21 protein-coding genes are annotated in these 23,285 nt (G+C 70.7%); 2 read left to right on the top strand and 19 right to left on the bottom strand.

The annotated features are described in order from the left end of the window. Nucleotides 1-23 precede the first annotated feature (23 nt). A complete protein-coding gene (locus tag QF037_RS38375) occupies nucleotides 24-1,451 on the bottom strand; it encodes an RsmB/NOP family class I SAM-dependent RNA methyltransferase (protein ID WP_307033317.1) in 1,428 nt (475 codons plus the stop codon). A 99-nt stretch (nucleotides 1,452-1,550) separates the two neighbouring features. Continuing rightward, on the bottom strand, nucleotides 1,551-2,483 hold the full coding sequence (gene fmt / locus QF037_RS38370) for a methionyl-tRNA formyltransferase (protein WP_307033314.1): 933 nt from the start codon (nucleotides 2,481-2,483) through the stop codon (nucleotides 1,551-1,553). 253 nt (nucleotides 2,484-2,736) lie between these two features. Between fmt and QF037_RS38365 the strand changes: the two genes are divergently transcribed. Continuing rightward, on the top strand, nucleotides 2,737-3,279 hold the full coding sequence (locus tag QF037_RS38365) for a hypothetical protein (protein ID WP_307033312.1): 543 nt from the start codon (nucleotides 2,737-2,739) through the stop codon (nucleotides 3,277-3,279). Between the two features lie 223 nt (nucleotides 3,280-3,502). Here the strand turns inward: QF037_RS38365 and QF037_RS38360 are convergent, their stop codons facing one another. The 14 genes from QF037_RS38360 to pyrR form a co-directional block, all read right to left on the bottom strand. Continuing rightward, complete coding sequence (locus tag QF037_RS38360) at nucleotides 3,503-5,656, bottom strand: primosomal protein N' (RefSeq protein ID WP_307033310.1); 2,154 nt, start codon at nucleotides 5,654-5,656, stop codon at nucleotides 3,503-3,505. Nucleotides 5,657-5,764: 108 nt separating this feature from the next. Further along, nucleotides 5,765-6,973, bottom strand: a complete 1,209-nt coding sequence (gene metK, locus QF037_RS38355) for a methionine adenosyltransferase (protein WP_307033308.1) — start codon at nucleotides 6,971-6,973, stop codon at nucleotides 5,765-5,767. Between the two features lie 240 nt (nucleotides 6,974-7,213). Continuing rightward, complete coding sequence (coaBC, locus tag QF037_RS38350; protein WP_307033306.1) at nucleotides 7,214-8,416, bottom strand: bifunctional phosphopantothenoylcysteine decarboxylase/phosphopantothenate--cysteine ligase CoaBC; 1,203 nt, start codon at nucleotides 8,414-8,416, stop codon at nucleotides 7,214-7,216. Nucleotides 8,417-8,554: 138 nt separating this feature from the next. Then, on the bottom strand, nucleotides 8,555-8,827 hold the full coding sequence (gene rpoZ, locus QF037_RS38345; RefSeq protein ID WP_003982715.1) for a DNA-directed RNA polymerase subunit omega: 273 nt from the start codon (nucleotides 8,825-8,827) through the stop codon (nucleotides 8,555-8,557). Nucleotides 8,828-8,892: 65 nt separating this feature from the next. Continuing rightward, nucleotides 8,893-9,450 carry a guanylate kinase gene (gene gmk / locus QF037_RS38340; RefSeq protein ID WP_307033294.1) on the bottom strand — a complete coding sequence of 186 codons (558 nt, stop codon included), beginning with the start codon at nucleotides 9,448-9,450 and terminating at the stop codon, nucleotides 8,893-8,895. Between the two features lie 50 nt (nucleotides 9,451-9,500). Further along, a complete protein-coding gene (locus QF037_RS38335; protein WP_003977346.1) occupies nucleotides 9,501-9,824 on the bottom strand; it encodes an integration host factor in 324 nt (107 codons plus the stop codon). 317 nt (nucleotides 9,825-10,141) lie between these two features. Further along, nucleotides 10,142-10,981 carry an orotidine-5'-phosphate decarboxylase gene (gene pyrF / locus QF037_RS38330; RefSeq protein WP_307033292.1) on the bottom strand — a complete coding sequence of 280 codons (840 nt, stop codon included), beginning with the start codon at nucleotides 10,979-10,981 and terminating at the stop codon, nucleotides 10,142-10,144. Next, nucleotides 10,978-12,084 (bottom strand): quinone-dependent dihydroorotate dehydrogenase, encoded by a 1,107-nt coding sequence (locus QF037_RS38325; protein ID WP_307037574.1) that lies wholly within the window; start codon nucleotides 12,082-12,084, stop codon nucleotides 10,978-10,980. The genes pyrF and QF037_RS38325 overlap by 4 nt, the downstream gene beginning before the upstream one ends. 61 nt (nucleotides 12,085-12,145) lie before the next feature. Next, nucleotides 12,146-15,454 carry a carbamoyl-phosphate synthase large subunit gene (gene carB / locus QF037_RS38320; protein ID WP_307033290.1) on the bottom strand — a complete coding sequence of 1,103 codons (3,309 nt, stop codon included), beginning with the start codon at nucleotides 15,452-15,454 and terminating at the stop codon, nucleotides 12,146-12,148. Beyond that, nucleotides 15,447-16,604, bottom strand: coding sequence for a glutamine-hydrolyzing carbamoyl-phosphate synthase small subunit (carA, locus tag QF037_RS38315; protein ID WP_307033288.1), 1,158 nt, complete (start codon nucleotides 16,602-16,604; stop codon nucleotides 15,447-15,449). Before carA ends, carB begins: the two co-directional genes overlap by 8 nt. Continuing rightward, nucleotides 16,601-17,221, bottom strand: coding sequence for a PH-like domain-containing protein (locus tag QF037_RS38310; RefSeq protein ID WP_307033286.1), 621 nt, complete (start codon nucleotides 17,219-17,221; stop codon nucleotides 16,601-16,603). The genes carA and QF037_RS38310 overlap by 4 nt, the downstream gene beginning before the upstream one ends. Beyond that, complete coding sequence (locus QF037_RS38305; protein ID WP_307033284.1) at nucleotides 17,218-18,504, bottom strand: dihydroorotase; 1,287 nt, start codon at nucleotides 18,502-18,504, stop codon at nucleotides 17,218-17,220. The genes QF037_RS38310 and QF037_RS38305 overlap by 4 nt, the downstream gene beginning before the upstream one ends. Nucleotides 18,505-18,509: 5 nt before the next feature. Then, complete coding sequence (locus QF037_RS38300; protein ID WP_307033282.1) at nucleotides 18,510-19,487, bottom strand: aspartate carbamoyltransferase catalytic subunit; 978 nt, start codon at nucleotides 19,485-19,487, stop codon at nucleotides 18,510-18,512. 79 nt (nucleotides 19,488-19,566) lie between these two features. Next, nucleotides 19,567-20,142: a bifunctional pyr operon transcriptional regulator/uracil phosphoribosyltransferase PyrR gene (gene pyrR / locus QF037_RS38295; RefSeq protein WP_307033280.1), complete on the bottom strand. Its 576-nt coding sequence runs from the start codon at nucleotides 20,140-20,142 to the stop codon at nucleotides 19,567-19,569. Nucleotides 20,143-20,395: 253 nt separating this feature from the next. On the opposite strand from pyrR, the gene bldD reads away from it, so the two are divergent. Further along, nucleotides 20,396-20,896, top strand: a complete 501-nt coding sequence (bldD, locus tag QF037_RS38290; RefSeq protein WP_067366005.1) for a transcriptional regulator BldD — start codon at nucleotides 20,396-20,398, stop codon at nucleotides 20,894-20,896. 179 nt (nucleotides 20,897-21,075) lie between these two features. On the opposite strand, the gene nusB is transcribed toward bldD, so the two are convergent. Genes nusB through QF037_RS38275 form a run of 3 tightly spaced genes read right to left on the bottom strand, consistent with a single transcriptional unit; the run spans nucleotide 21,076 to nucleotide 23,237 of the window. Then, nucleotides 21,076-21,510 (bottom strand): transcription antitermination factor NusB, encoded by a 435-nt coding sequence (gene nusB, locus QF037_RS38285; RefSeq protein ID WP_046260054.1) that lies wholly within the window; start codon nucleotides 21,508-21,510, stop codon nucleotides 21,076-21,078. A 2-nt stretch (nucleotides 21,511-21,512) separates the two neighbouring features. After that, the gene (gene efp / locus QF037_RS38280) at nucleotides 21,513-22,079 is read right to left on the bottom strand and encodes an elongation factor P (RefSeq protein ID WP_046260055.1); all 567 of its coding nucleotides are present in this window, start codon (nucleotides 22,077-22,079) and stop codon (nucleotides 21,513-21,515) included. 51 nt (nucleotides 22,080-22,130) lie between these two features. Continuing rightward, nucleotides 22,131-23,237 (bottom strand): aminopeptidase P family protein, encoded by a 1,107-nt coding sequence (locus QF037_RS38275; RefSeq protein ID WP_307033277.1) that lies wholly within the window; start codon nucleotides 23,235-23,237, stop codon nucleotides 22,131-22,133. Between the last annotated feature and the right edge of the window lie 48 nt (nucleotides 23,238-23,285).

The raw sequence follows: 23,285 nt of genomic DNA, 5'->3' as shown, positions 1-23,285 counted from the left end.
CCCCTACGGCGCGAAGGCGAACCTCACCCCGTCCGACGGATCAACGCCAGATACATCGCGTCCGTCCCATGCACATGCGGCCACAACTGCACATCCGGACCCTCACCGAGCGCCGGCACGCCGGGCAGCAACGGCCGCGCGTCGATCAACTCGGCCTCCGGCCACTGCTTGAGCACGTCCTCGACAACCGCCCGCGTCTCGGCGAGATGCGGCGAACAGGTCGCGTACCCCACGACCCCGCCGACCCGGACGGAGTCCAGCGCGGTCTTCAGCAGCCCCCGCTGCAACGGCCCGAACCCCTCAAGATCCTCCGGCCGCCGCCGCCACCGCGCCTCGGGCCTCCGCCGCAGCGCCCCCAGCCCGGTACACGGCACATCCATCAGCACCCGGTCGAAACTGCCCGACCGCCACGGCGGCTTGATCCCGTCCGCGGCGATCACCTGATACGGCCCCGGATTCCCGCGCAGCGCCTTCGCCACGAGCCCGGCCCGATGCGGCTGCTTCTCGGAGGCCAGCAGCACGGCACCCCGCTCCGCGGCCAGCGCGGCGAGCAGCGCGGCCTTGCCACCGGGCCCCGCACACCCGTCGAGCCACTTCCCGTCCGGCCCCTCCAGAGGCGCGTTGGCGAGCGCCAGGGCCACCAGCTGGCTGCCCTCGTCCTGCACGCCCGCACGACCCTCCCGTACGGCCTCGATGGCCCCGGGCTCGCCGCCCTCGGTCAGCCGCACGGCGTACGGCGACCAGCGCCCGGCGACGGCGGCCTCCTCCCGCAGCAGTTCGTCGGTGCCGGACCGGCCGGGCCGGGCGACCAGCGTCACCTCGGGCCGCTCGTTGTCCGCCGCCAGCAGCTCCTCGATGCCGGCCCGCGGTCCGCCGAGCGAGTCCCACAGCGCCGAGACGACCCAGCGGGGGTGCGAGTGCACGACGGCGAGATGCTCCTCGGGGTCGTCCTCGTACGGCGGAGCCACGCGCGCGATCCATCCGTCCAGATCGTCCTGCGCGACCTTCCGCAGCACGGCGTTCACGAACTTGGCCCGCCCGTCCCCGAGCACCACACGCGCGAGCTCGACGGAGGCGGACACGGCGGCATGCGTGGGGATCCGCGTCCCGAGCAGCTGATGGACCCCGAGGCTCAGCACATCGAGGACCGGCGGGTCGACCTCCCGGAGCGGCCGGTCGACACAGGCGGAGATGACGGCGTCGTACGTCCCCTGGCGCCGGAGCGTCCCGTAGACGAGTTCGGTGGCCAGTGCGGCGTCCCGTCCGTCGAACTTGTCGGGCCCCTCCTTCTCCCGCGCCTTGCGCAGCAGCGGCGGGAGCACGAGGTTGGCGTACGCGTCCCGCTCGTCCACGGCCCGCAGGGCCTCGAAGGCGAGGAAGCGGACGGGGTCCTTCTTGGGCCGACGGTAGGGCTTGCCGGACGGGCGGGGCCCACGGGACTGGTCGCTCACGAAAAAGGTGCTCCGGATGTGTTGGCGGGATACGCACCAAGCGTACGTCCCACCTGCGCGCGCGTTACCCGCCGAGGGGCCTCGCCGTCGGCACCCGTACTACTCGCCGAGGCTCTCGCTCTCACCGATCCGCACTCCGCGCGCCCAGTCGGCGGCCCGCATCGGCTTCTTGCCCTGGGCCTGCACCCACAGCAGCTCCACGCCGTGGGAGCCGGTGCCCACGTGAACGTTGTTCTTGCCGACGGCGAGCTGTCCGGGGGCGAGGTCGGTGCGCTCGGGCGCGGGCTGCACCTGGATGAGCTTGAGCCGCTCGCCGCGGAAGACCGTCCAGGCGCCCGGCGCGGGCGTGCAGCCGCGCACGACCCGGTCGACCCGCAGGGCCGGGGTGCGCCAGTCGACCTGTGCGTCCTCGACGGTGATCTTCGGAGCGAGGGTGATGCCCTCGGCGGGCTGCGGTACGGCCTTCAGGGTGCCGTCCTCGATCCCGTCCATCGTCGCGGCGAGCAGTCCCGAGCCGGCGAAGGCGAGCCGGGTCAGCAGGTCGCCGCTGGTGTCGGTGTGCCGGATCTCCTCGGTGACGGTGCCGTAGACGGGCCCGGAGTCGAGGCCTTCCTCGATGAGGAAGGTGGAGGCCCCGGTGATCTCGTCGCCCGCCATGATGGAGTGCTGCACGGGTGCGGCCCCACGCCAGGCGGGCAGCAGCGAGAAGTGCAGGTTGACCCAGCCGTGGGCGGGGATGTCGAGGGCGACGCGGGGCAGCAGCGCCCCGTAGGCGACGACAGGACAGCAGTCGGGGGCGATCTCCCGCAGCCGCTCCAGAAACTCCGGGTCCCGCGGCTTGAGGGGCTTCAGCACCTCGATGCCCGCCTCCACGGCCCGCTCGGCCACCGGGCTCGCGACGAGCCTGCGCCCACGCCCGGCCGGCGCGTCGGGCCGCGTGACGACGGCGGCCACCTCGTGCCGCCCGGAGGCGATGAGTGCGTCCAGAGCGGGAACGGCGACCTCGGGGGTACCGGCGAAGACGAGCTTCATGGGTGGGTTCGGGCCTCTCGGGCGGGGGTGTGCGGGCGACGCACAAGTCTATGACCTCGGAAAGACATACCGCCGACGGAGTGGACCGCGCGGGGATCGAGGCGCGAACACCCCTCCCGGGGCGCACGCATATGCCGCCACGCCCCCACTGCGTGACCAGCGGAGCGTCCACGCGTTGGTCAAGAGAGAGTTGACCACTACGGGCCGCTGCAGCGGCCCGATCCTTTTCATCGCCGGTTCGAGAGGCTTGTTCATGGCCGACCACGCAACCCACGACGCCCAGGCTCGGGCCAGCCTGCACTTGCTGGTGCGGGACATCGAGCGGGTCCGCCGGCAGGTGGACGCACTGCGCACGCTCACCGCCCAGTTGGGGAACGTCTACCGCCCGCGCCGCTCCGGTCCCTCCACGGGCTTCGTCGTCTACGGACGTGCCCCCGCGCCGACGGTCCGCCTCGCGCAGGAGCTGCGGGACAGCGTCGAGACACTGGTGACGGCCGCGGTCGACTTCGACCGCTCGCTCGGCTTCTCGTGGGACGCGGTGGGCTCCGCGCTCGGGGTCACCAAGCAGGCGGTCCACCGTCGCTACGGCGCACGCCGTGCCGTGGCCCAGGCGGCCGCCGAGGCCGAGCGCACCACCGAGGCGCCGGTCACCCACACGGTCAACGTCAACACCGGTATCGCCGCGGTGCCGACGGTCCCCGCGGCCCGCTCCATGCCGACCCAGCCGACGGCGGGCAGCCCGGTCCTCCGCGAAGAGGTACGCCCCACCGCCTTCCCCGGCCCCCGCAACGGCTGACCCACACCCACCTGATGCCCTCCCGGGACCCCCTGGGAGGGCAGCCGCATGCGTGGACGGCCCCGCACCACCCGGCCAAGGCAGCCGCAGGCCGCCGACGGCGCTCAGCCCCCACAGGGGCCACCCGCACCCGACGACGAAAGCCGCACGGGTGGTGCGGGAAATCAAAACCCGGCCGAAGGCCGGGCACCCCACAACGCACCCGCACCCGACCACAAACCCGTCACCCGATGTCGGGCGGATCGATCCGCACCCGCACCACCGGCTCCCCACTCCCCCGAGCCATCCGCGCGGCCTGCGCGGCCTTGAGCGCGGACGCGAGCACCGCCCCCTTCCCCGGCGGCACTCGAATCAGCACCCGCTCCCACTGCTCCCCCGGCGGCGGCGCCCCCACCCGTCGCGGCCCCTGCACCGCCGTGACAGCCATCGGCACCGGCCCCAACACCTCCGCCTCCCCCGGCAGTTCCACGGCCGCGAGAAACGCCGCGACCGCCTCCCCCACCCCCGACACGGCCGCCATCCGCGACACCGGCGGAAACCCCAACTCGGCCCGCTCGGAAAGCTCCCGCACCGCATGCCCCACGGGATCCCACCGCACCAGCGCCTGCACGGGCCGCAACGTCGGCTCGGCGACGACGACCACGGTGCCCCCCGCCCCCTGCGGCCGCACGAGCGCCGCGGCGGCGATCCACCTGCGCAACGCATCCTCACCGGCCCGCAGATCGGGCCGCCCGAGCATGGCCCAGCCGTCCAGCAACAGCGCGGCCGCATACCCGCCCTCGGCCACCGGCTCGGCCCCCGGCGTACTCACGACGAGCGCGGGCGCCCCCGGCACGGTGTCCAGCACATGCTCCCGCCCGGAGGTCCGCACCGGTACGGCGGGAAACGCCCGCCCCAACTCCTCCGCGGTCCGCCGGGCACCCACGACCTGGGCCCGCAGCCGAAAGCCGCCGCACTCCGGACAGAGCCAGGCGCCCTCCTCACGCGCACACCATCCGCAGCGCAGGGCATCCACGCCCTCCTGGGCCTCCAGCGGCCCGGAACAGTGCCGGCACCGCGCGGGCGCCCGGCAGTTGGCACACGCCATCCGAGGCACATACCCGCGCCGCGGAACCTGCACGAGCACGGGTCCCTGCTTCAGCCCCTCCCTGACGGCCTGCCAGGCAAGGGTCGGCAGCCGGGCGGCCCGCGCGGCCTCGTCCCTGGCCAGATCCCCGTCCCCCACGGTCCGTACGAGCGGCGCGGCACCCCGCACCTGCTCACGCGCGGCGACGATCGGCGCTGCCCACCCGCTCTCGACGAGTTGCGCGGCCTCCACGGTGCAGCTCCAGCTCCCCAGCAGGAAGCCGCACTTGTCCTGGGCGGCCCGCAGCAACAGCACCTCACGGGCATGCGGCTGCGGCGCGTGCGGCTCGCTGTGGCTGTCGTCCCCGTCGTCCCAGATGGCGACCAGCCCGAGATCCCGCACCGGCGCGAACATGGCCGCCCGAGTCCCCACCACGGCCCGCACGGCCCCCCGCCGCACGGCCAGCCACTCCCGGTACCGCTTCTCGGGCCCCGCGTCGGCGGTGAGCACGGCATGCCGCCCCTCCCCCAGCAAGGAGGTCAGCGCGGCATCGACACGCGCGACGGCCCGCCCGTCCGGCACCACGACCAGCGCCCCGCGCCCGGAGGCCAGCGTGGCGGCGACGGCCCGCGCCAGTTCGTCACACCACTCGGGCCCGGGCAACGCGTTCCAGACAGCCCTCGGCGCCCCGCCCGAGGCGAGCGCCTCCAGAAACCCGGCCCCCCGCTCGTACCGGCTCCAGGACCCGGTCTCAGGCGCCCCGGGCGGTGGAAGCGGCTCCGCCGAAGCCCGCTGCTCGGCCCGAGCGCTCCGCGGCGGCACGGCGAGCTGCAGCACATCGGCAAGGCTCCCGGCATACCGATCGGCCACAGCCCGGGTGAGCGCCAACAGCTCCTGGCCCAGCACCGGTTCGGGCGACACGACCTGAGCCAGCGCGGCCAACGGCCCGGAGTAGTCGGACTCGGCCAGCCGCTCGACGAGGAACCCGTCGATCAGCCCGCCGCCCTCACGCCGCCCGTCCCGCACCCGGCCACGCCCGGCCCCGAACCGCACCCGGACCCGCACCCCGGGCTGCGCCTCGGCATCGAGCTCCTCGGGCACGGCGTAGTCGAAGTACCGGTCAAGGTGGAGCACGCCCTTGTCCACGAGCACCCGCGCGACGGGCAGCTCCTTGGCCAGCGCGGCCCCCCGCCAGGTCCGCGGCTTCGCCCGCGGCACCTTCGCCTTCCGCACACTCTCCCGAATGAACGCGAGCTGCTCGGGCGGCGCCCCCTCGCCGCCCCCGCCGACCTGCTCATCCTCGCTGCTCACGCTTGCATTCTTACCAAACCCCACTGACATCCGACGCCGCCCGAACGCACCGAGGCCCGGCATCCCCCAAGGGACGCCGGGCTTCGGGAAGAACCGTGGAGCCGGGCCTTACAGCCCCGCCGCCTTGCGCAGCGCGTCCACGCGGTCGGTGCGCTCCCAGGTGAAGTCGGGCAGCTCACGGCCGAAGTGGCCGTAGGCGGCGGTCTGGGCGTAGATCGGGCGCAGCAGGTCGAGGTCGCGGATGATCGCGGCCGGACGCAGGTCGAAGACCTCGTCGATGGCCTTCTCGATCTTCTCGGCGTCGACCTTGGCGGTGCCGAAGGTCTCGACGAACAGGCCGACGGGCTCGGCCTTGCCGATCGCGTACGCGACCTGCACCTCGCAGCGGGAGGCGAGGCCCGCGGCGACGACGTTCTTGGCGACCCAGCGCATCGCGTACGCCGCCGAACGGTCCACCTTGGACGGGTCCTTGCCGGAGAAGGCACCGCCGCCGTGGCGGGCCATGCCGCCGTACGTGTCGATGATGATCTTGCGGCCGGTCAGGCCCGCGTCACCCATCGGACCGCCGATCTCGAAGCGGCCGGTCGGGTTGACCAGGAGGCGGTAGCCCTCGGTCTCCAGCTTGATGCCCTCGTCGAGCAGCGCCTTCAGCTCCGGCTCCACGACGAACTCGCGGATGTCGGGGGCGAGCAGCGACTCCAGGTCGATGTCGGAGGCGTGCTGCGAGGAGACCACGACGGTGTCGAGGCGGACGGCCTTGTCACCGTCGTACTCGATGGTGACCTGCGTCTTGCCGTCGGGGCGCAGGTAGGGGATCGTCCCGTTCTTGCGGACCTCGGACAGACGGCTCGACAGCCGGTGCGCCAGGAAGATCGGCAGCGGCATCAGCGTCGGCGTCTCGTCCGTCGCGTAGCCGAACATCAGGCCCTGGTCGCCGGCGCCCTGCTTGTCGAGCTCGTCCTCGTCGCCCTCGACCCGCTTCTCGTAGGCGGTGTCGACACCCTGCGCGATGTCCGGGGACTGCGAGCCGATGGACACCGAGACGCCGCAGGAGGCGCCGTCGAAGCCCTTCTTCGAGGAGTCGTAACCGATCGCGAGGATCTTGTCCCGTACGAGCTGGGGGATCGGGGCGTAGGCCTTGGTGGTGACCTCACCGGCCACGTGCACCAGGCCGGTCGTGATCAGGGTCTCGACCGCGACCCGGGAGGTCGGGTCCTCGCGCAGGAGCGCGTCGAGAATGGTGTCGCTGATCTGGTCAGCGATCTTGTCGGGGTGACCCTCGGTCACAGACTCCGAGGTGAACAGACGACGGGACACAACGCTCCCTGGGGTTGCAGCGGCTGCTGGCTGATCATGGGCGGACGGGCTCGGGGGCTGCGCCCGGCATCGTCCGAGAACAGTTTATCGGTCGTGCTCCGTCACAGGCTCACCCGTCTCGCTGGTCGGGAGCCCTGTGACCTGCGGCACGGGCATTCTGCCCAATCCCGAGCGGGCTTGGCCAGGCCCGCCACGCCTCTATTACCGAGGTGACAGAGCGCAGTGGAGCGAATGAAACATTCACTTCATGCGCCGGGCCACCAGATCCCATACGATTTCGGCCAATGCTTCCTTCGGTCCGTGCGGGACCGGCGTCTCGGTGCCGTCGGCGCCCAGCACCACCGCCTCGTTCTCTTCCGCCCCGAAAGTCTTGCGCTCCCCCACCTCGTTGACGACGAGAAGGTCGCACCCCTTGCGGGCGAGCTTCGTACGGCCGTTGGCCAGCACGTCGTCCGTCTCGGCGGCGAACCCGACGACCACCTGTCCGGGGCGGGCCCGGTCGGCCGAGACCTCCGCCAGGATGTCCGGATTCCGCACCAGAACGATGGGTTCCGGATCCTGGCCGTCCTTCTTCTTGATCTTCCCGGCCGCGTATGTCTCCGGCCGGAAGTCCGCGACCGCGGCGGCCATGACGACCGCGTCGGCGTCCTCGGCCGCCTTCAGGACGGCTTCACGCAGTTGTACGGCCGTGCCGACCGGGACGATGTCCACCCCCGCCGGGTCCGGCAGCCCGGTGTTCGCGGCGATGAGCGTGACGCGCGCGCCGCGGGCGGCGGCGGTGCGGGCGAGGGCGTAACCCTGCTTGCCGGAGGAGCGGTTGCCGAGGAAGCGGACCGGGTCGAGGGGCTCACGGGTGCCGCCGGCGCTGACGACGACGTGCCGTCCCTTCAGGTCCGGCTCGGTGACGCCCCGGGCGAGGACGCGGCGGCAGACCTCGAAGATCTCACCCGGGTCGGGCAGCCGGCCCTTGCCGGTGTCGACGCCGGTGAGGCGCCCGACGGCCGGCTCGACGACGACCGCGCCCCGGCGGCGCAGGGTCGCCACGTTCTCCTGGGTGGCCGGGTGCTCCCACATCTCGGTGTGCATTGCGGGGGCGAAGACGACCGGACAGCGGGCGGTCAGGAGTGTGTTGGTGAGCAGGTCGTCCGCGAGGCCGTGGGCCGCCTTCGCGAGCATGTCGGCCGTGGCCGGGGCGACGATCACGAGGTCGGCGTGCTGCCCGATGCGGACGTGCGGCACCTCGTGGACGTCGTCCCACACCTCGGTCGAGACGGGGTGGCCAGAGAGGGCGGACCAGGTGGCGGCACCGACGAAGTGCAGGGCGGAGGCGGTGGGCACCACGCGTACGTCGTGGCCCGACTCCGTCAGTCTGCGCAACAGCTCACAGGCCTTGTACGCGGCGATGCCACCGCTGACCCCCAGCACGACCCTCGGCTTGTCCACCAGGTCTCCCATCCCTCGAACCGACGACTCCATGCTGCATCACAGCGGAGGAAGACCCCCGCGCCCCCGAGCAGACCACAGGCCCGACAGTCGCGCTGCCGGGCCTGTGGAAAGCCAGCTCAAAGCCGAAAATACTGGTTACTGCGCGGGGCCCTCGACGGCCTCGGACGTCAGCAGACCCGCGTTGATCTCGCGGAGCGCGATCGAGAGCGGCTTCTCGTGCACGTGGGTGTCGACGAGCGGACCGACGTACTCGAGGAGGCCCTCGCCGAGCTGCGAGTAGTACGCGTTGATCTGCCGCGCACGCTTGGCCGCGTAGATCACGAGGCTGTACTTCGAGTCGGTGGCCTCGAGGAGCTCGTCGATCGGAGGGTTGATGATGCCCTCGGGCGCGGTGATGGAAGAGGACACGCTCTGCCTTCCGATGGGTGGGAAAGAATCAGTGTAAATGATCAAGCCTCAACGATCAGGCACGATCACACAACATCCATCAAGCCTAGCAGCTCACGCGCCACGTCCTCGACGGAGGTGTTGACCAAGGTCACATCGAACTCGGGCTCGGCCGCCAGTTCGACCTTCGCCGCCTCAAGACGGCGTTCGATCACAGCGGGCGGCTCGGTGCCACGCCCGGTGAGCCTGCGCACGAGCTCCTCCCAGGAGGGAGGGGCCAGGAACACCAGCTGGGCCTCCGACATGGACTCGCGGACCTGCCGGGCGCCCTGGAGATCGATCTCCAGAAGAACCGGCTCGCCCGCCTCCAGCCGCTCCAGCACCGCGTTGCGCGGGGTGCCGTAGCGATTGCCGGCGAACTCGGCCCACTCCAGCAGCTCACCGTTGGCGATCAGCTTGTCCATCTCCTCGTCGGTGACGAAGAAGTAGTGGACACCGTGCTTCTCGCCGGGGCGGGGCTTGCGGGTCGTCGCCGACACCGAGAGCCAGACCTCGGGGTGTTCCTTGCGCATATGGGCGACGACCGTGCTCTTGCCGACCCCTGAGGGGCCGGAGAGCACGGTCAGCCGCGGACGTTCACTCATGCAGCGATTATTCCAGCAATCCCGGGGTGCCCGGGACTCCCGGTCCGGACTCAGGAACCGGTACTGCCGAACTCACGCTCCAGAGAAGCGATCTGGTTCGAACCGAGACCACGCACACGGCGGCTCTCGGAGATGCCCAGACGCTCCATGATCTGCTTGGCGCGGACCTTGCCCACGCCCGGTAGCGACTCGAGCAGGGCGGAGACCTTCATCTTGCCGATGACGTCGTTCTCCTGGCCCTGCTTGATGACCTCGTGAAGAGAGGCGCCGGAGTGCTTGAGTCGATTCTTGACCTCGGCCCGCTCCCGGCGAGCCGCGGCGGCCTTTTCGAGCGCGGCTGCGCGCTGTTCAGGGGTAAGGGGCGGAAGAGCCACGCCTACGTCACCTCGGATGTTGAACTGTCGGATACGGACCGGTGAGGAACCTAGTCGCCCCACACCTGGGGAGCCACGAGCAACACGCTTGCCCGTTCACTCTGCGTCGGAGACTAGCGGCCAACTCCGCCAGAGTCAGCGAGAACAGCGGAAAAGTCCTGGTCAGCCTCCGTCAGGCCGGACATTTCAGGCATACTGCCCCGGATTTGAGAATGTATTCAGCCTCAAGTCGTCCTGGAAGCACTCATCGGAGGTCTCATCCGAACGTCTCGAACGCCTCGGACGGCGGTCATACGACCGCCATGGCACCGCCGGTCTCACGCCACGGCGGCCCTGGTCTCCTCCGCGAACCGCTCCGCGGCCGCCCGCAGCGCCCCGACGTCGGGACCGTGCCGCAGGACCCCCCGGCTGACGTTGGGGACGACATTGCGCACCACGGAGCCGAACACCGTGGGAAGGTCGGCCGGAGTGGCCCCCTGGGCGCCGATGCCGGGCGCGAGGAGCGGACCGTTGATGTCCAGGTCGTAGGACGACAGATCGCCGAGCGTGGCGCCCACGACGGCGCCGAAGGACCCCAGGGGCTCCTCCCCCGTGTTCTCGGCCGCCAGATGCGCCAGCATCGTCGCGCCGACGTCACGGCCGTCCGCACGGATCGCGTGCTGGACCTCGCCGCCCTCGGGGTTGGACGTCAGCGCCAGCACGAACAGGCCGGCGCCGCTCTCCCGCGCCAGCGCGACCGCCGGCGAGAGCGAGCCGTAGCCGAGGTACGGCGAGACGGTGAGCGCGTCGGAGAACAGCGGGGAGTCCTTGTGCAGGAACGCCTCCGCGTAGGCGGCCATGGTCGAGCCGATGTCGCCGCGCTTGGCGTCCATGACGACCAGCGCACCGGCGGCCCGCGCCTGCTCGACCGACTTCTCCAGGACGGCGACACCGCGCGACCCGAAGCGCTCGAAGAAAGCACTCTGCGGCTTGAGGACGGCGACCCGGTCGGCGACAGCCTCGACGACCGTGCGGCTGAACCGCTCCAGTCCGGCCACGTCGTCGTTCAGGCCCCACTCGGCGAGCAGGGACGCGTGCGGGTCGATGCCGACGCACAGCGGGCCGCGCTCGTCCATGACCTGGCGAAGACGTGCGCCGAAGGGTGCGAGAGCGCTCATGCCGGCTTCCTTACGTCGGCGCCGACCGCGTCGGCGAGGGTGGCGTACGGGCTCGTACGGAGGCGGGCGGCGAGCCCCTTGTGGATGGCCCTGCCCCAGAAGGGACCCTCGTAGACGAACGCGCTGTAGCCCTGGACGAGCGTCGCACCGGCGAGAATGCGCTGCCAGGCGTCCTCGGCGTCCTCGATGCCGCCGACGCCCACGAGGGTGATGCGGTCGCCCACGCGCGCGTAGAGGCGCCTGAGGACCTCCAGGGAGCGTGCCTTCAGCGGAGCGCCGGACAGGCCGCCGGTCTCCTTCACCAGTGAGGGTTCGGATGTCAGGCCGAGCCCGTCGCGCGCGATGGTGGTGTTCGTGGCGATGATCCCGTCCAGGCCGAGCTCCACGGCCAGGTCGGCGACGGCGTCGACGTCATCGTCGGCGAGGTCGGGCGCGATCTTCACCAGGAGCGGGACGCGGCGACCGGTGACCGTACGGTCGGCGGCCTCGCGCACGGCGCTCAGGAGCGGCCGCAGCGCCTCGGTGGCCTGCAGATTGCGCAGCCCGGGCGTGTTCGGCGACGACACGTTGACGACCAGGTAGTCGGCGTACGGCGCGAGCCGCTCGGTCGACTTCACGTAGTCTGCGGTGGCCTCGGCCTCCGGTACGACCTTGGTCTTGCCGATGTTGACGCCCACGACGGTGCTGAAGACGGGCGTACGGGACGCCAGGCGGGCCGCCACGGCCAGCGAGCCCTCGTTGTTGAAGCCCATGCGGTTGATCAGCGCGCGGTCCTTCACGAGCCGGAACAGCCGCTGCTTGGGGTTGCCGGGCTGTGCCTCCCCGGTGACCGTGCCGATCTCGACATGGTCGAAGCCGAGCATCGACATGCCGTCGACGGCGACCGCGTTCTTGTCGAAGCCGGCGGCGAGCCCGAAGGGACCGTGCATGCGCAGCCCGAACGCCTCGGTGCGCAGCTCCTCGTGGCGGGGGGCGAGCGCGGCGGCGACGAAGGTGCGGAGCACGGGGATGCGGACGGCGAGGCGGATCCAGCGGAAGGCGAGGTAGTGGGCCTTCTCGGGGTCCATGCGGGTGAAGACGAGCTTGAAGAAGATCTTGTACATGGTGTCCTCATGAAGCCTCATGAAGAGGGGGACACCGTTTCCGGTGTCCCCCTCAGGGCTGCTAGTCGCGGGCGGCGGTCAGGTGTTCCGCGTGTTCCTGCAGTGAGCGGACGCCCACATCACCGTGGTTGAGGGCGTCGATGCCCTGGACGGCGGCGGCGAGCGCCTGGACCGTCGTCAGGCACGGGACCGACCGGGCCACGGCCGCCGTACGGATCTCGTAGCCGTCGAGGCGGCCACCGGTGCCGTACGGGGTGTTGACGATGAGGTCGACCTCGCCGTCGTGGATGAGCTGGACGATGGTCTTCTCGCCGTTCGGGCCGGTGCCCTCGGACTGCTTGCGCACGATCCTGGCGTTGATGCCGTTGCGCTTGAGGACCTCGGCGGTGCCGGAGGTGGCGAGCAGCTCGAAGCCGTGGGCGACCAGCTCGCGTGCCGGGAAGATCATCGAGCGCTTGTCGCGGTTGGCGACCGAGATGAACGCGCGGCCCTTGGTGGGCAGCGGGCCGTACGCACCTGCCTGCGACTTGGCGTACGCCGTGCCGAAGACGGAGTCGATGCCCATGACCTCGCCGGTGGAGCGCATCTCCGGGCCGAGGACGGTGTCGACGCCGCGTCCGTGGATGTCGCGGAAGCGCGACCACGGCATGACGGCCTCCTTGACGGAGATCGGCGCGTCGAACGGCAGCTCGCCGCCGTCGCCCTTGGCCGGCAGCAGTCCCTCGGCCCGCAGTTCGGCGACGGTCGCGCCGAGCGAGATGCGGGCGGCGGCCTTGGCCAGCGGTACCGCGGTCGCCTTCGAGGTGAAGGGGACGGTGCGGGACGCGCGCGGGTTGGCCTCCAGGACGTAGAGGATGTCGCCGGCCATCGCGAACTGGATGTTGATCAGGCCGCGGACGCCGACGCCCTTGGCGATCGCCTCGGTGGAGGCCCGCAGGCGCTTGATGTCGAAGCCGCCCAGGGTGATCGGGGGCAGCGCGCACGCCGAGTCGCCGGAGTGGATGCCGGCCTCCTCGATGTGCTCCATGACGCCGCCGAGGTAGAGCTCCTCGCCGTCGTAGAGGGCGTCGACGTCGATCTCGATGGCGTCGTCGAGGAAGCGGTCGACCAGGACCGGCCGGGAGGGGCTGATCTCGGTCGACTCGGCGATGTAGGACGCGAGGCGGGTCTCGTCGTAGACGATCTCCATGCCGCGTCCGCCGAGGACGTACGACGGCCGCACCAGGACCGGGTAGCCGATCTCGTCGGCGATGGCCTTGGCCTCGGCGAAGGTGGTCGCGGTGCCGTGCTTGGGGGCCGGGAGGCCCGCCTCGGCGAGCACGCGGCCGAAGGCGCCGCGGTCCTCGGCGGCGTGGATGGCCTCCGGCGGGGTGCCCACGATCGGGACGCCGTTGTCCTTCAGCGCCTGGGCCAGGCCCAGCGGGGTCTGGCCGCCCAGCTGGACGACGACACCGGCGATCGGGCCCGCGAGGGACTCCGCGTGGACGATCTCCAGCACGTCTTCCAGCGTCAGCGGCTCGAAGTACAGGCGGTCGGAGGTGTCGTAGTCCGTGGAGACGGTCTCGGGGTTGCAGTTGACCATCACGGTCTCGTACCCGGCCTCGCTCAGCGCGAAGGAGGCGTGGACGCAGGAGTAGTCGAACTCGATGCCCTGGCCGATGCGGTTGGGGCCGGAGCCGAGGATGATGACGGCCGGCTTCTCGCGGGGGGCGACCTCCGTCTCCTCGTCGTAGGAGGAGTAGAAGTACGGCGTCTTCGCGGCGAACTCGGCGGCGCAGGTGTCGACCGTCTTGTAGACCGGGCGGATGCCGAGCGCGTGCCGGACCTCGCGGACGACGTCCTCGCGCAGGCCGCGGATCTCGCCGACCTGCTGGTCGGAGAAGCCGTGCCGCTTGGCCTCGGCCAGCAGGTCGGGGTCCAGCTTGGGCGCCGCGGCGAGCTCGTCGGCGATCTCCTTGATGAGGAAGAGCTGGTCGACGAACCAGGGGTCGATCTTCGTGTACTCGAAGACCTCCTCCGGCGTGGCGCCCGCGCGGATGGCCTGCATGACGGTGTTGATCCGGCCGTCGGTGGGACGGGCGGCCTCCGTCAGCAGCACCTCCTTGTCGCCGGGCTCGCCGACGAAGGTGAACTGGCTGCCCTTCTTCTCCAGCGAGCGCAGCGCCTTCTGGAAGGCCTCGGTGAAGTTGCGGCCGATGGCCATGGCCTCGCCGACCGACTTCATGGTGGTGGTCAGCGTGGAGTCGGCCTGCGGGAACTTCTCGAAGGCGAAGCGCGGGGCCTTCACGACCACGTAGTCGAGCGTCGGCTCGAAGGAGGCCGGGGTCTCCTGGGTGATGTCGTTGGGGATCTCGTCGAGGGTGTAGCCGACGGCGAGCTTGGCCGCGATCTTGGCGATCGGGAAGCCGGTCGCCTTGGAGGCGAGGGCCGAGGAGCGCGACACGCGCGGGTTCATCTCGATGACGATGACGCGGCCGTCGGCCGGGTCGATGGCGAACTGGATGTTGCAGCCGCCGGTGTCGACGCCGACCTCGCGGATGATCGCGATGCCGACGTCACGAAGGCGCTGGTACTCGCGGTCGGTCAGCGTCATCGCGGGCGCGACGGTGATCGAGTCGCCGGTGTGGACGCCCATGGGGTCGAAGTTCTCGATGGAGCAGACGACCACGACGTTGTCGTTCTTGTCGCGCATCAGCTCCAGCTCGTACTCCTTCCAGCCGAGGATGGACTCCTCCAGGAGCACCTCGGTGGTCGGGGAGAGCGTGAGGCCCTGGCCCGCGATGCGGCGCAGCTCCTCCTCGTCGTGGGCGAAGCCGGAGCCGGCGCCGCCCATGGTGAAGGACGGGCGGACGACGACCGGGTAGCCACCGAGCGTCTCGACGCCCTTGAGGACGTCGTCCATGGAGTGGCAGATGACCGAGCGGGCGGACTCGCCGTGCCCGATCTTCGCGTTCACCGCTTCGACGACGCCCTTGAAGAGGTCGCGGTCCTCGCCCTTGTTGATGGCCTCGACGTTGGCGCCGATCAGCTCGACGCCGTACTTCTCCAGCGTCCCGGCCTCGTGCAGCGAGATCGCCGTGTTGAGGGCCGTCTGACCGCCCAGGGTGGGCAGCAGGGCGTCGGGGCGCTCCTTGGCGATGATCTTCTCGACGAACTCCGGGGTGATCGGCTCGACGTAGGTGGCGTCGGCGATCTCCGGGTCGGTCATGATCGTCGCCGGGTTGGAGTTGACCAGGATGACCCTGATCCCCTCGGCGCGCAGGATGCGGCACGCCTGGGTGCCGGAGTAGTCGAACTCGGCGGCCTGGCCGATGACGATCGGGCCGGAGCCGATGACCAGGACGGACTGGATATCGGTGCGCTTAGGCACGCTGGCCCTCCAACAGAGATACGAAGCGGTCGAACAGGTAGGCGGCGTCGTGCGGGCCCGCTGCCGCTTCGGGGTGGTACTGGACGCTGAAGGCCGGCTGGTCGAGCAGCTGGAGGCCCTCCACCACGTTGTCGTTGAGGCAGACGTGGGAGACCTCAGCGCGGCCGTAGGGGGTGTCGGACACCTTGTCGAGCGGGGCGTCGACGGCGAAGCCGTGGTTGTGCGCGGTGACCTCGACCTTGCCGGTCGTACGGTCCTGCACGGGCTGGTTGATGCCGCGGTGGCCGTACTTCAGCTTGTACGTGCCGAAGCCGAGGGCGCGGCCCAGGATCTGGTTGCCGAAGCAGATGCCGAAGAGCGGCGTCCTGCGCTCCAGGACCGCCTGCATGACGGAGACCGGGTGGTCGGCGGTGGCCGGGTCGCCGGGGCCGTTGGAGAAGAACACGCCGTCCGGGTTCACGGCGTACACGTCCTCGACGGTCGCCGTGGCGGGCAGCACATGCACCTCGATGCCGCGCTCGGCCATGCGGTGCGGGGTCATGCCCTTGATGCCGAGGTCGACGGCGGCGACGGTGAACTTCTTCTCGCCGATCGCGGGGACGACGTACGTCTCCTTGGTGGCGACCTCGGCGGAGAGGTTCGCGCCCTTCATCTCGGGGGCCCGGCGGACCTCGGCGAGCATGGTGGCGTCGTCGGGCAGCGTGTCGCCGGAGAAGATGCCGACGCGCATGGCGCCGCGCTCACGCAGGTGGCGGGTCAACGCGCGCGTGTCGATGCCGGAGATCCCGACGACCCCCTGCCGGGTGAGCTCCTCGTCCAGGGAGCGGCGCGAGCGCCAGTTGGAGGGCACGCGCGCGGGGTCGCGCACGACGTAGCCGGCGACCCAGATCCGCTGCGACTCGGCGTCCTCGTCGTTGACGCCGGTGTTGCCGACGTGCGGGGCGGTCATCACGACGACCTGGCGGTGATAGGACGGGTCGGTGAGGGTCTCCTGGTAGCCGGTCATGCCGGTGGAGAACACCGCCTCGCCGAAGGTCTCCCCCACGGCCCCGTAGGCACGGCCGCGGAAGATCCGGCCGTCCTCCAGGACGAGTACCGCGGGAAGCGCCCCTTTCCTCTGCGAGGCGTTCCCCTTAGTGGAGGTCGTCATCGTGCGCCTTCCGTTTCCGTCTTGTTGATCATGGAGTTAATGGCGTCGACCCACTCGTTGTGCTCGGCCGCGCGGTCGGAGCGGAACCCGGAGTCGAGCAGCCGGTCGCCGTGCTCCCAGGTCACGACCAGCAGCCCGCCCTCGGTGAGGACCTTGCCGGCGATGCCCTTGTCGAGCCGGGCCTCGCGCAGTGCGGCGGCGGGGACGAAGAAGTCGGCCGCGCCGGGGCGTACGACGTCCAGTCCCGCGTCCGTCAGCGTGAGCTCGACCCGGCTGCGGGTACCGAGGCCGTGCGCCACGATGCGGTCGAGCCACTGCCCGGCGGTGGTGGAGCCGTGGTAGCGGCCGCTCATCGTCAGTCTCGCCGCACCGGGCTCGGACGGCATTCCAAGCAGGGGCGGCTTGCCGCCTCCGTTGAGGGTGGTGGTGGGAGACGGGCGGGCGGGCAGCTCGGGCAGGTCGCCCTGGAGCGTGCCGCGCCACTTCCAGCCCTCGCGCATCAGCCAGTAGATGAGCGCGACGAACAGCGCGAGTCCGACGAGCCACCCGACTCGGGCGGCCCAGTCGGTGACCTCAGCCGATTTCTGCTCGGCGGCCAGCAGGATTACAGGTGTCACGTGAGCTTCCCGTCGACGAGCGTGGCCTTGCCCCGCAGCCAGGTGTGCGTCACACGGCCCGGCAGCTCACGCCCCTCGTACGGGGTGTTCCGGCTGCGCGAGGCGAAGCCCGCGGGGTCCACGTCCCCACGGTATTCCGTGTCGACGAGCGTGAGGTTGGCGGGCTCACCTGCCGAGACGGGGCGGCCGTGACCGGTGGCCCGCCCGATCTGCGCGGGCTTGAAGGACATGCGGTCGGCGACCCCGGCCCAGGTGAGGAGTCCGGTGTCCACCATGGTCTCCTGCACCACTGACAACGCGGTCTCCAGGCCGACCATCCCCATGGCGGCCGCGGCCCACTCGCAGTCCTTGTCCTCGTGCGGGTGCGGGGCGTGGTCGGTGGCGACGATGTCGATCGTGCCGTCGGCCAGCGCCTCGCGCAGGGCGAACACGTCGCGCTCGGTGCGCAGCGGCGGGTTGACCTTGTAGACCGGGTTGTACGTGCGCACCAGTTCGTCGGTGAGGAGCAGGTGGTGCGGGGTGACCTCGGCGGTGACGTCGATGCCGCGGGACTTGGCCCAGCGGACGATCTCGACGGAGCCGGCGGTCGACAGGTGGCAGATGTGGACGCGGGAACCGACGTGCTCGGCGAGCAGGACATCCCGGGCGATGATCGATTCTTCGGCCACCGCGGGCCAGCCGCCGAGACCCAGCTCGGCCGAGACGACGCCCTCGTTCATCTGGGCGCCCTCGGTCAGCCGCGGCTCCTGCGCGTGCTGGGCGACGACCCCGCCGAAGGCCTTCACGTACTCCAGCGCCCGGCGCATGATCACCGCGTCGTCCACGCACTTGCCGTCGTCGGAGAACACGGTCACACCGGCCGCCGACTCGTGCATGGCCCCCAGCTCGGCGAGCTTGCGGCCCTCCAGGCCGACGGTGACGGCACCGATGGGCTGCACATCGCAGTGCCCGTGCTCCTGGCCGAGCCGGTAGACCTGCTCGACCACACCGGCGGTGTCGGCGACCGGGAAGGTGTTGGCCATGGCGAAGACGGCCGTGTAGCCACCGGAGGCCGCCGCGCGCGTGCCGGTCAGGACGGTCTCGGAGTCCTCGCGACCGGGCTCGCGCAGATGGGTGTGCAGGTCGACGAGGCCAGGGAGGAGGACCTTGCCGCCCGCCTCGACGACCTCGGCGCCCTCGTCCGGCAGACCGGTGCCCACCTCGGCGATGACGCCGGCGTCGATCAGGACGTCCTGCGGCTCGCCGCCGAGCACCTTCGCACCACGGATCAGGATCTTGCTCATGTCTCTTACTTCTCCTCGATACGGGTGTGGCTGACGGCGGGCTCGTTGCCACCCAGCAGCAGGTACAGAACGGCCATCCGGATGGAGACTCCGTTTGCGACCTGCTCGACGACGGTGCAGCGGTCGGAGTCGGCGACCTCGGCGGTGATCTCCATGCCGCGGACCATCGGTCCGGGGTGCATCACGATGGCGTGCTCGGGCATCTTCGCCATGCGCTCGCCGTCGAGGCCGTAGCGCCGCGAGTACTCGCGCTCGGTCGGGAAGAACGCGGCGTTCATGCGCTCGCGCTGGACGCGCAGCATCATCACCGCGTCGGACTTGGAGAGCGTGCTGTCCAGGTCGTACGACACCTCGCACGGCCAGGACTCGACGCCGACCGGCACCAGGGTGGGCGGGGCGACGAGGGTGACCTCGGCGCCGAGGGTGTGCAGCAGGTCGACGTTGGAGCGGGCGACCCGGCTGTGCAGGACGTCGCCGACGAGCGTGATGCGCTTGCCGGACAGGTCCTGCCCGAGGCCGGCGTCCCTGCCGATGAGGCGGCGGCGCATGGTGAAGGCGTCCAACAGGGCCTGGGTGGGGTGCTGGTGGGTGCCGTCACCGGCATTGATCACGACGGCGTCGATCCAGCCGGAGGTGGCGAGCCGGTAGGGGGCTCCGGAGGCGCCGTGCCGGATGACGACGGCGTCGACGCCCATGGCCTCCAGGGTCTGGGCGGTGTCCTTGAGGGACTCGCCCTTGGACACGCTCGACCCCTTGGCCGTGAAGTTGATGACGTCCGCGGAGAGGCGCTTCTCCGCGGCCTCGAAGGAGATACGCGTGCGCGTGGAGTCCTCGAAGAAGAGGTTGACGATCGTGCGGCCGCGCAGGGTCGGCAGCTTCTTGATCGGCCGGTCGGCGACCCGGGCCATCTCCTCGGCGGTGTCGAGGATCAGGACGGCGTCGTCGCGGGTGAGGTCGGCGGCCGAGATGAGATGACGCTGCATCTGTCAGGCTCCGTAGGGAAGTTCGGGAGATTACGGGCAAGTGCGGGCACGCCGAAGTCAGGCGTCCCTCGCCGTCTCGCTACGGGGTCTGCTTGGCGCCGAGCAGCACGGTGTCGCGACCGTCCTCCTCGGCGAGCAGGACCTTGACCGTCTCCCGCAACGACGTGGGGAGGTTCTTGCCGACGTAGTCGGCGCGGATGGGCAGTTCGCGGTGGCCGCGGTCGACGAGGACCGCGAGCTGCACCGCGCGCGGACGCCCGATGTCGTTCAGGGCGTCGAGGGCGGCGCGGATGGTGCGGCCGGAGAAGAGCACGTCGTCGACGAGGACGACGAGACGGCCGTCGATGCCGTCACCGGGGATGTCGGTGCGGGCCAGCGCACGCGGCGGGTGCATGCGCAGATCGTCCCGGTACATGGTGATGTCGAGCGAACCGACCGGAATCTTGCGCTCGGTGATCTCCTCGAGCTTGGTGGCGAGCCGCTGGGCGAGGAAGACGCCGCGGGTCGGGATGCCGAGGAGCACCACGTCGTCGGCGCCCTTGGCGCGCTCGACGATCTCGTGGGCGATGCGGGTCAGCACGCGTGCGATGTCGGGGCCTTCGAGAACGGGCCGGGCATCGGACGGTGCGTCCTGCTGGTTGTCCTGCTTGTCCATATGAAACGGACCTCCTTCTCCGCCTCACGGGACGGACCTTAAAGGACGTCGGAATTGCGCCATCCACGTTAGCAGGCCCGGACGACCACCCCGTTCACCCCCTTGGCCCAATCAGCCACCGCGGGCACGGAAGAGTCGGTGTGGACCATTCGGCTTGACGCACAAGAGTCACGCTGCGTAACCTCACAGTGAGTTACCAGACGCGCGGCAGGAAACAACCCCAGTCGCGTTGATCCAGTGTCCGGGGAGCTATATGTCCAGCGAATACGCCAAACAGCTCGGGGCCAAGCTCCGGGCCATCCGCACCCAGCAGGGCCTTTCCCTCCACGGTGTCGAGGAGAAGTCCCAGGGACGCTGGAAGGCGGTCGTGGTCGGTTCGTACGAGCGTGGCGACCGCGCCGTGACCGTACAGCGTCTCGCCGAGTTGGCGGATTTCTACGGCGTACCCGTCCAGGAGCTGCTGCCGGGCACCACGCCGGGCGGAGCCGCCGAGCCGCCGCCGAAGCTGGTCCTCGACCTGGAGCGGCTGGCCCATGTGCCGGCCGAGAAGGCGGGCCCCCTGCAGCGCTACGCCGCGACGATCCAGTCGCAGCGCGGTGACTACAACGGCAAGGTGCTCTCGATCCGCCAGGACGACCTGCGCACACTCGCCGTCATCTACGACCAGTCGCCCTCGGTCCTCACCGAGCAGCTGATCAGCTGGGGCGTCCTGGACGCCGACGCGCGTCGCGCGGTCTCCCACGACGAGGGCTGAGCCGCTTCCCGCCTCAGCAGAAACGTGCCGCCGGGGTGGCCGGAACTTCACGGTTCCGGCCACCCCGGCGGCTTTCTGCGGCCCTCGGGGGCCCCAGGGGCACCGGGATGCCAGAGGGCCCGCAGCAGTCACGCTGCGGGCCCTCTGGCATGTCGTACCTCTGGCGACCTGGCGGCCTCCTACGCCTCGTCGCGACGCAGAGACGGCTTCAGGTCCTTGAAACGGCCCAGCAGGCCGTTCACGAACGCCGGCGACTCGTCCGTGGAGAACTCCTTCGCCAGCTGCACCATCTCGTCCAGCACGACGGCGTCGGGGGTCGCGTCGACCCAGATCAGCTCGTGCGCGCCGAGACGCAGGATGTTGCGGTCCACGACCGGCATCCGGTCGAGCGTCCAGCCGACCGAGTACTGCGCGATCAGCTCGTCGATGCGCTTCGCGTGCTCCGCGTAGCCCTCGACCAACTGCATCGTGTACTCGCTGACCGGCGGCTGCCGGGTGTCGTCCCGGGACAGCCGGATCCAGTCCGCCAGGACCGTCAGGACATCGACGCCGCGCTGGTCGCCCTCGAAGAGGATCTGGAAGGCGCGCTTGCGGGCCGTGTTGCGGGCAGCCACGGTTAGCTGTTCACCCGGCCGAGGTAGTCGCTCGTGCGGGTGTCGACCTTGATCTTCTCACCGGTGGTGATGAAGAGCGGCACGTTGATCTGGTGACCGGTCTCCAGGGTGGCGGGCTTGGTGCCACCGGTGGAGCGGTCGCCCTGCAGGCCCGGCTCGGTCTCCTGGACCACGAGCTCGACGGCGGCCGGCAGCTCGACGAAGAGCACCTCGCCCTCGTGCTGCGCGACGGTGGCCGTGAAGCCCTCGATGAGGAAGTTCGCGGCGTCGGCGACCGTCTTGCGGTCGATCATCAGCTGGTCGTAGGTCTCCATGTCCATGAAGACGAAGTACTCGCCGTCCATGTACGAGAACTGCATGTCGCGCTTGTCGACAGTGGCCGTCTCGACCTTGACGCCGGCGTTGAACGTCTTGTCGACGACCTTGCCGGACAGCACGTTCTTGAGCTTGGTGCGCACGAAGGCCGGGCCCTTGCCGGGCTTGACGTGCTGGAACTCGACGACGGACCAGAGCTGGCCGCCTTCGAGCTTGAGCACAAGGCCGTTCTTGAGGTCGTTCGTGGAAGCCACGGTTGCGGAATCTCCTGGACTGACGTGGACGACCCCGGCGCACGCACCTGACTAGAGGGCGAGCAGCTCCTTGGTCGTGATGGTGAGTAGCTCGGGTCCGCCGTCCGCCTCGGGGCGTACGACGAGCGTGTCATCGATCCGGACACCGCCCCGGCCCGGGAGGTGGACCCCCGGTTCGACGGTGACCGGCACGCAAGCGTCCAGTTTACCCATGGCTGCGGGGGCCAGCTGCGGGTCCTCCTCGATTTCGAGTCCCACGCCGTGTCCGGTCAGCACCGGAAGGGCCTCCGCGTACCCCGCGGAGTCCAGTACCTGCCGGGCCGCACGGTCCACGTCACGGTAGGCCGCGCCCGGTGCGAGAGCCTCCCGTCCGGCCCGCTGGGCAGCGAAGACGAGGTCGTACAGCTCGATCTGCCAGTCCGCCGGCGACGTACCGATCACGAACGTACGGCCGATCTCACAGCGGTAGCCGCGGTACGTCGCCCCGAGGCACACGGAGAGAAAGTCGCCCTCCTCGACTCGGCGGTCGGTGGGGCGGTGGGCCCGCCGGCCGGAATACGGGCCGGTGGCGACGGAGGTGGGGAAGGCGGGGCCGTCGGCGCCGTGATCCACGAGGCGCCGCTCCAGCTCCAGAGCAAGGTGCCGTTCGGTGCGGCCGACGAGGATGGACTCCAGGAGCTCCCCCAGGGCCTGGTCGGCGATCTCCGCGCCGATCCGGAGGCAGGAGATCTCCTCCTCGTCCTTGATGATCCGGAGCTGCTCGACGGCTCCGCCGAGGTCGGTGAGCCGCAGCCGCGGGACGACCGAGCGGAGGGCTCTGTGCCGGGCGACGGTGAGATGGTGCTCCTCCACCGCGACGGAATCGCCGCCCTGTGCGGCGGCGAGGTCACCGGCGGCGACGGCGGGGTCGCCTCCGGCGCCGGGGAGGATGTGCACTCTCAGCGCCTCGTCCGGGCGGCCCTCCGAGGGACGGTCGTCCGGTGGGCCGGAGCACACCAGCAGGTCCTCGGTCTTGCCGAGGAGCAGGACGGCGCCGAGCGGGGCTGCGCCCGCGAGGTAGCGCACGTTGGCGGGGCGGGAGATGAGGGCCGACGTGCTGCCGACCGCGTTGCAGCGTTCCCTCAGCCTTGTGCGGCGGGCTGCGTAGACCTCTGACATGACACGAGCGTAGGAGCGGTGTCCGAGTTGTGCTGGTTGGGAGGGTGC

Source organism: Streptomyces canus, from assembly GCF_030815415.1.
In the GTDB taxonomy this organism is placed as follows: domain Bacteria; phylum Actinomycetota; class Actinomycetes; order Streptomycetales; family Streptomycetaceae; genus Streptomyces; species Streptomyces canus_F.
This window is presented reverse-complemented; position numbering and strand designations above follow the sequence as displayed.

Coding starts and splice junctions, on each gene's coding strand:
- QF037_RS38300 (WP_307033282.1), bottom strand. CDS start 19,487: ATGCAGCGTCATCTCATCTCGGCCGCCGACCTCACCCGCGACGACGCC.
- carA (WP_307033288.1), bottom strand. CDS start 16,604: ATGACGACCTCCACTAAGGGGAACGCCTCGCAGAGGAAAGGGGCGCTT.
- pyrF (WP_307033292.1), bottom strand. CDS start 10,981: ATGAGCGCTCTCGCACCCTTCGGCGCACGTCTTCGCCAGGTCATGGAC.
- gmk (WP_307033294.1), bottom strand. CDS start 9,450: ATGAGTGAACGTCCGCGGCTGACCGTGCTCTCCGGCCCCTCAGGGGTC.
- fmt (WP_307033314.1), bottom strand. CDS start 2,483: ATGAAGCTCGTCTTCGCCGGTACCCCCGAGGTCGCCGTTCCCGCTCTG.
- QF037_RS38325 (WP_307037574.1), bottom strand. CDS start 12,084: ATGTACAAGATCTTCTTCAAGCTCGTCTTCACCCGCATGGACCCCGAG.
- bldD (WP_067366005.1), top strand. CDS start 20,396: ATGTCCAGCGAATACGCCAAACAGCTCGGGGCCAAGCTCCGGGCCATC.
- QF037_RS38275 (WP_307033277.1), bottom strand. CDS start 23,237: ATGTCAGAGGTCTACGCAGCCCGCCGCACAAGGCTGAGGGAACGCTGC.
- QF037_RS38365 (WP_307033312.1), top strand. CDS start 2,737: ATGGCCGACCACGCAACCCACGACGCCCAGGCTCGGGCCAGCCTGCAC.
- QF037_RS38305 (WP_307033284.1), bottom strand. CDS start 18,504: ATGAGCAAGATCCTGATCCGTGGTGCGAAGGTGCTCGGCGGCGAGCCG.
- pyrR (WP_307033280.1), bottom strand. CDS start 20,142: ATGGACAAGCAGGACAACCAGCAGGACGCACCGTCCGATGCCCGGCCC.